The 5,735-nt window shown below is 63.6% G+C and carries 7 protein-coding genes and 1 pseudogene; 3 read left to right on the top strand and 5 right to left on the bottom strand.

Going from position 1 to position 5,735, the window contains the following annotated elements; all coding sequences use genetic code 11:
- Window positions 1-270 (top strand): annotated as a pseudogene (locus EN879_RS39475) (histidine phosphatase family protein); the annotation flags it as partial.
- A 51-nt stretch (window positions 271-321) separates the two neighbouring features.
- Here the strand turns inward: EN879_RS39475 and EN879_RS22185 are convergent.
- From EN879_RS22185 to EN879_RS22175, 3 genes are all read right to left on the bottom strand, one after another.
- On the bottom strand, window positions 322-555 hold the full coding sequence (locus EN879_RS22185; RefSeq protein WP_013532448.1) for a DUF680 domain-containing protein: 234 nt from the start codon (window positions 553-555) through the stop codon (window positions 322-324).
- A 414-nt stretch (window positions 556-969) separates the two neighbouring features.
- A complete protein-coding gene (locus EN879_RS22180; protein ID WP_013532449.1) occupies window positions 970-1,197 on the bottom strand; it encodes a DUF680 domain-containing protein in 228 nt (75 codons plus the stop codon).
- 47 nt (window positions 1,198-1,244) lie between these two features.
- Window positions 1,245-1,448: a DUF680 domain-containing protein gene (locus EN879_RS22175; protein ID WP_013532451.1), complete on the bottom strand. Its 204-nt coding sequence runs from the start codon at window positions 1,446-1,448 to the stop codon at window positions 1,245-1,247.
- A 464-nt stretch (window positions 1,449-1,912) separates the two neighbouring features.
- Here EN879_RS22175 and EN879_RS22170 point away from each other — a divergent pair, with 464 nt between their 5' ends.
- Together EN879_RS22170 and EN879_RS22165 are read left to right on the top strand one after the other, a co-directional pair.
- The gene (locus EN879_RS22170) at window positions 1,913-2,590 is read left to right on the top strand and encodes a response regulator (protein WP_013532452.1); all 678 of its coding nucleotides are present in this window, start codon (window positions 1,913-1,915) and stop codon (window positions 2,588-2,590) included.
- Between the two features lie 13 nt (window positions 2,591-2,603).
- Window positions 2,604-3,956, top strand: coding sequence for a sensor histidine kinase (locus tag EN879_RS22165; RefSeq protein ID WP_013532453.1), 1,353 nt, complete (start codon window positions 2,604-2,606; stop codon window positions 3,954-3,956).
- A gap of 28 nt (window positions 3,957-3,984) precedes the next feature.
- Here the strand turns inward: EN879_RS22165 and EN879_RS22160 are convergent, their stop codons facing one another.
- Both EN879_RS22160 and EN879_RS22155 read right to left on the bottom strand, forming a co-directional pair.
- Window positions 3,985-4,863 (bottom strand): ABC transporter permease, encoded by an 879-nt coding sequence (locus EN879_RS22160; RefSeq protein WP_013532454.1) that lies wholly within the window; start codon window positions 4,861-4,863, stop codon window positions 3,985-3,987.
- A 13-nt stretch (window positions 4,864-4,876) separates the two neighbouring features.
- Window positions 4,877-5,731, bottom strand: a complete 855-nt coding sequence (locus EN879_RS22155; protein WP_013532455.1) for an ABC transporter ATP-binding protein — start codon at window positions 5,729-5,731, stop codon at window positions 4,877-4,879.
- Window positions 5,732-5,735 lie beyond the last annotated feature (4 nt).

Genomic DNA, 5,735 nt, shown 5'->3' with positions numbered 1-5,735 from the left:
GCGGACATTCTGAGCCAGATTGGTCAAACCGACGCTTCGAGCGGCAGCTTGCTGGTAATTGGCCACAATCCGGGCCTGGAGCAGTTGGCCAGACAGCTTGCCGGGCCGGGGTCAGACGCCAAGGCGATCGCAAGACTTGAGGAAAAATTCCCGACGGGAGCCCTCGCCCGGGTGGTCTTCAAAGGCGATTGGTCCGTCGTGTCCCCCGCCCGGCTGACACATTGCTTGCGGCCCAAGGACCTGGGCCCGCGGCCGAAGGACCTGGGCTAGTGTCCATGGCAGGTGCGGCGGGTCAAGCCCGCCGCACATCCGCTTGAGCCGTCAGTTTCCCCAGTTGCCCTGACCGGATTCCGGCTGGACCGAATCGGGCGTCAGCGTGAGGTCGCGGTGCTTGACCTGCCTGTGGGTCGAAGCCGTGTAGCTGTGGTCGACATTGACCGCGTGCGAGGTGACGGCCGGCTGATTGACATTGTCCGAACCATAGTTGTCGCTGCCGGCAAAAGCGGCACCAGTGGCAACGAGGATGGCGGCGGCGGCAAGAGCGATCCTGTTCATTCTATTTACTCCGGTATTCCTGATTCTGTCCGTCTAGTGGCGTGCCCCTGGGGAGGAAATTTCGCGTCGCTCGGACAACCTCGATCTGGGTTTTTCGTGCGCCGACTTCCAATCACGAAGACGTTCCCTCACGCGCGGCATCGGGACCTCGAACGTCGGCCAAGGGATTGAGCTCACCCTGTTTTATCAGTTTATCTCAGACGCTTACAAGGAGGGTGCCTGACGCATGATGCGGCGGTTCATCGAGCCAGCGCTCGCCATCCGTTCACGATTCGTCAACATAAATTGAACCAGCTGGTTCGATTTACGATCGGCGCTCCGACACCGATGCCGTCGGCCGAAATCCTGCTCATGCATAAAAAACAAGAGCGGCGGGCAAGGCCCACCGCTCTTTGTGGTCGCAGACTTCAGAAATCAACGACCCCAGATGCCCTGACCCGACTGAGCCGGCACGTTGGCATTGGCATCACCCTGCGTCTTTACGGACTTCGGGATCGAGCCGGTGTGCGTGGTGTCGATGTCGGACACGGACTGGTTCGCAACAGGCTGGTTGGCATTGTAAGAGCCGTAGTTGTCGCTGCCGGCAAAAGCGGTGCCCGTGGCAACGAGGATGGCGGCGGCGGTGAGTGCGATCTTGGTCATTTTAGTTACTCCTGAGTTCAATGTTGGGTCGATATCGGCAGTCGCGATTAGCGGCCGAAGAGGTTGCGGTCAGCGCCCTGCGAAGCGGGGGCCTGGACGGTCTGCGTCGACTTGGAGACCGAAGCGGTGATCGAATGGTCGACAGCGACGGCAGGCTGATTGGCGTTGGCCGAGCCATAATTGTCGCTGCCGGCAAAAGCAGTGCCCGTGGCAACGAGGATGGCGGCGGCGGTAAGAGCGATCTTGGTCATTTTAATTACTCCAGTATTTGTCATGTCCGTCTAGTGGCGTGCCCTTGGGAGGAATTTCGCGTCGCTCGGACCACCCCGAGATGGGCTCGCGCTGCCGCGGATTCCAATCACGAAGATGTTCCCCCGCGGCTCGAATCCAGGCCTTGAAATTTGACACAGGGTCTCGGCGGTCATAATTTAACTGTTTGAAATCAGACAGTTAATCGATAACGCCCATCACCAGGCGCGACCGCTCGCCAGGCCGGCGTTCACCATCTGCTACACAGTGCGTCAACAGAAATCGAACTGAACGGTTCGGTTTGAAGCGATTGCGCACCATCTGAACTTCTGGATCTCCTACATTTGCCTTGCGGTTGGATCGAGATTATCGCTTGTGCACGATCATCAATCGGGCGCGACTTGGCGGCGCCAGTTGAAGAAGTGGCGGAAATCCGGGTGACCTGCACCCCAGGACAGCGATAGAAATGCGGTTGCTGCTTGTAGAAGACAATCGCGAGCTGGCGGATTGGCTGGGCAAGACCCTGCGTCAGGCGAACTATGTCGTCGACATCGTCCATGATGGCGAGGATGTCGAACACGCGCTCGCCGCCGGTGACCACGCGCTTGTCATCCTCGACCTTGCGCTGCCGCGCATGAGCGGGCTGGAGGTGCTGCGAATGTTGCGGACGCGCGGCAACCGGGTGCCGGTGATCGTGCTGACCGCAAACGCCAGTCTCGACGGCCGGGTCAAGGGCCTCAATGAGGGCGCCGACGACTATCTGGCCAAGCCCTTCCAGATCGAAGAGCTCGAAGCACGAATCCGCGCGCAATTGCGCCGTGCCAATGACCGCACCGCGCCGGTCGTTGCCTGCGGTGATCTCGTCTTCGACACCAACACGCGGCTGTTTTCGCTTGCCGGCGAGGCGCTGGCGCTGACACCGCGCGAGCATGCCGTGCTTGAGCAATTGATGGTCAAGGCCGGACGCACGGTGAGCAAGGCGGCATTGTCGGCCGCGATCTACGATTTCGAGACCGACGCCGATCCCAGCGCCATCGAGATCTACGTGCACCGCGTGCGCAAGAAGCTCGACGGGTCGCGGGTCCAGATCGCCACACTGCGTGGCCTCGGCTACCTGTTGCGCCAAGACGATTTGGCGCCGTGACGATCCTGGCGCCATGAGGATCAACAGCCTCCGCCTGCAATTGCTGGCATGGGTGGTGCTGCCGCTTGCCGGGCTCGCGACCATCAACCTGTGGACCAGCCAGCGCAACGCACTGGCGACCGCGGACCTGGTCACCGACCGGATGCTCGTCGGATCGGCGCGGGCGATTGCCGAGCAGGTCGCCATGGTCGACGGCGTGCTCGATGCCACGGTGCCCCCGGCGGCGATCGAGATGTTCGACACCGGCGACCGCGACAGCGTCTACTATCGCGTCGAGACAGCCGGCGGGCGGCTGCTGACCGGATATCCCGACCTGCCCGAAGCGCCGCAGCATGCCAGTGTCGAGGCCGCCTACCGCGATCACCAGCTGCGGCTCCTGACCCTTGGCCATGCGGTGATCGGCGCCGGCAACGACTCGCCAATATCAGTCACCGTGGGCGTCACCCTTGCCGGCCATGACGCCATGGTCAAACAGCTTTGGTTCAGCGCCTTTGCCCAGCAACTGGCGCTGGTGGCGATTGCCGGCGTGTTCGTGCTGCTCGGCTTGCGTCGCGGCCTGGCGCCGTTGATCCGGCTGCGCGATGCGGTACGCTCGCCAAACCGCAGCGACCTTGACCCCGTCGAAGTGCCCGGTGCGCAAAGCGAGATCCGCCCGCTGATCGACGCCCTCAACGCCTACATGGAGCGCGTGCGGGCGCAGATGGCGGCGCAACGCCGCTTCATCGCCAATGCGGCGCACCAGCTGCGCACGCCCCTGGCGCTGCTGTCGACACAGGCAAGCTATGCGCTTCGCGAAAGTGCCGCCGATGCCCGCCAGGAGGCGCTGGTGGCGCTGCAGGCGAGTTCCGGCAAACTGGCGCGGCTGGCCGAACAGCTCTTGACCCTGTCACGCGCCGAGCCAGGCAGCCGGCGGCCGCGCGCCGACCGCATTGACCTGGCGGAAGCCGCCCGGCACGTGCTGGAAACCCTGGCGCCAACGGCCATCGATCGCAAAATAGATCTCGGCCTCGAGGAGGCTGGCCCCGTTCCGGTCATCGGCGACGGCACCATGCTGCGCGAGATGATCGTCAACCTCGTCGACAACGCACTGCGCTACTCCCGGGCTGAGGGCAGTGTCACGGTGAAGCTGGCGGCCATCGACGGCGAAGCCGTGCTGACGGTCGCCGACGACGGGCCTGGCATTCCGGCGGACGAGCGAGACCATGTCTTCGAGCGCTTCTACCGTATTGCCGGTTCGACCGAGGAAGGCAGCGGGCTGGGACTCGCCATTGTACGCGAGGTCGTCGAAAATGCCGGCGGCCGCGTCACCCTTGGGGATGGCGCGGCCGGCGGTCTGTTGGTTGAGGTCAGGCTGCCGCTGGCCTGACCGGTCAGGCTGCCCCTGGTCTGACCGATCACGTTCCCTGCTCGTTGAACGGCGCCGGCCGCCACTTCACGACATAGTTCTCGAAGCGGGTGATGATGAACTCCACCACCAGCGCCATGACAGCCAGGATGATCATCGCGGCGAACACGCCATTGGCGTTGAAGGCGCCCTGCGCGGTCGAGATCAGCAGGCCCATGCCTTGCTTGGCGCCGAGGAACTCGCCGACCACCGCGCCGACCAGCGCGAAGCCGAAGCTGACATGCAGGCTGGCGAGGATCCAGCTCATCGCCGAAGGAATGATGACGGTGCGGGTGATCTGGAACGGCGAGGCGCCAAGGATCTGGGCATTGGCGATCATTGCCCTGTCGGCCTCGCGCACACCCTGGAAGGCGTTGGCGAAAACAACGAAGAACACCATCACCACGGCAAGCGCCACCTTGGACGCCATGCCGAGGCCGAGCGCGATGATGAACACCGAGCCGAGCACGACGCGCGGCACCGAATTGGCGATCTTGATGTAGATCGAAAAGACATCCGCCAACAGCCGATTGCGGCCGAGGATGATGCCGGCGGCGATGCCGCCAAGGGCACCGATGACAAAGCCGAGGAAGGTTTCCTCCAGCGTCACGTAGATCTGCAGCCAGAGTGGGCCTTGCGAGGTGCCTTCGGTGATCCACGACCAGATCTGCTGCCAGATGCCAGAAGGGCTGGCGAAGAAGAACGGGTCGATGATGTTGTAGTCGGCGCCGAGTTCCCACAGGCCAAGGAAGACGACCAGGATCGCCAGGCGCAAGGAGATGACAAGCGCGTGGCGGCGGCGCAGCCTTGCCCTCGCCCGGGCTTCGGCAACGGCGATGGAAGCATCGCGGACGGCGGCCTGGTTGGCGGTCGGAGAGATTGCGGTCATGCTGTTTCTCCTTTCAATGTCCGGTCTGCAAGGTCCGGCTCTGGCCGAGCTGCACTTCCTCGCGCAGATCGTTCCAGATCACCTTGGCGATCTCGACGAAGTTCGGGTCGTAGCGGATGTCGGCCATGACGCGGGGGCGCGGCAGGTCGATGCGGTAGACGCTCTTGACCGTGCCCGGCCCAGCGGTGAGCACATAGACCTTGTCGGCCAGCGCCACCGCCTCCTCTAGGTCGTGGGTGACGAAGACAACCGAGGATTTCTGCTCCGACCACAGATCCAGCAATTCGTCCTGCATGGCGGTGCGCGTCTGCATGTCGAGCGCGCTGAACGGCTCGTCCATCAAAAGGATCTTGGGCTGGTTGATGAAGGTCTGCGCCAGCGCGACGCGCTTGCGCATGCCGCCCGAAAGCTGGTGCGGATAGTGCTTCTCGAAGCGGCCGAGGCCGACGCGGGCGATCCAGTCGCGGGCGCGGTCGTAGGCCTGCGCCTTTGGCGTGCCGCGATAAAGTGGACCGGCGGCGACATTGTCGATGACACTGCGCCAGGGAAACAGCGCATCCGCCTGGAAGACAAAGCCGATGTCCCGGCTGATATCGGTGACCGGCGTGCCCATGACGCGGACATTGCCGGTCGTCGGCCGCAACAGGCCGGTGACCAGGTTGAGCGTCGTCGACTTGCCGCAGCCGGTCGGCCCGACGACGCAGGCGAACTCGCCGCGCGCCACGGTCATCGTGAAATCGCGGATCGCCGTCATCATGTGCCCGTCGGGCGTGACGAAACGCAAGGTCACATCATCGATGGCGATCGCGGCGTCGGCTTGTGGCGCGGCCTGAGACAGCTTCTCGGCCGCCATGGGTTGCACTTGCATGGCG

Origin of the sequence: Mesorhizobium sp. M7A.F.Ca.AU.002.02.1.1 (assembly GCF_003998535.1) — a bacterium.
GTDB lineage: Bacteria > Pseudomonadota > Alphaproteobacteria > Rhizobiales > Rhizobiaceae > Mesorhizobium > Mesorhizobium ciceri.
The sequence above is the reverse complement of the archived record's forward strand: the minus strand, read 5'-3'. Positions and strand labels throughout refer to the sequence as shown.

Coding starts and splice junctions, on each gene's coding strand:
- EN879_RS22170 (WP_013532452.1), top strand. CDS start 1,913: ATGCGGTTGCTGCTTGTAGAAGACAATCGCGAGCTGGCGGATTGGCTG.
- EN879_RS22185 (WP_013532448.1), bottom strand. CDS start 555: ATGAACAGGATCGCTCTTGCCGCCGCCGCCATCCTCGTTGCCACTGGT.
- EN879_RS22165 (WP_013532453.1), top strand. CDS start 2,604: ATGAGGATCAACAGCCTCCGCCTGCAATTGCTGGCATGGGTGGTGCTG.
- EN879_RS22180 (WP_013532449.1), bottom strand. CDS start 1,197: ATGACCAAGATCGCACTCACCGCCGCCGCCATCCTCGTTGCCACGGGC.
- EN879_RS22155 (WP_013532455.1), bottom strand. CDS start 5,731: ATGCAAGTGCAACCCATGGCGGCCGAGAAGCTGTCTCAGGCCGCGCCA.
- EN879_RS22160 (WP_013532454.1), bottom strand. CDS start 4,863: ATGACCGCAATCTCTCCGACCGCCAACCAGGCCGCCGTCCGCGATGCT.
- EN879_RS22175 (WP_013532451.1), bottom strand. CDS start 1,448: ATGACCAAGATCGCTCTTACCGCCGCCGCCATCCTCGTTGCCACGGGC.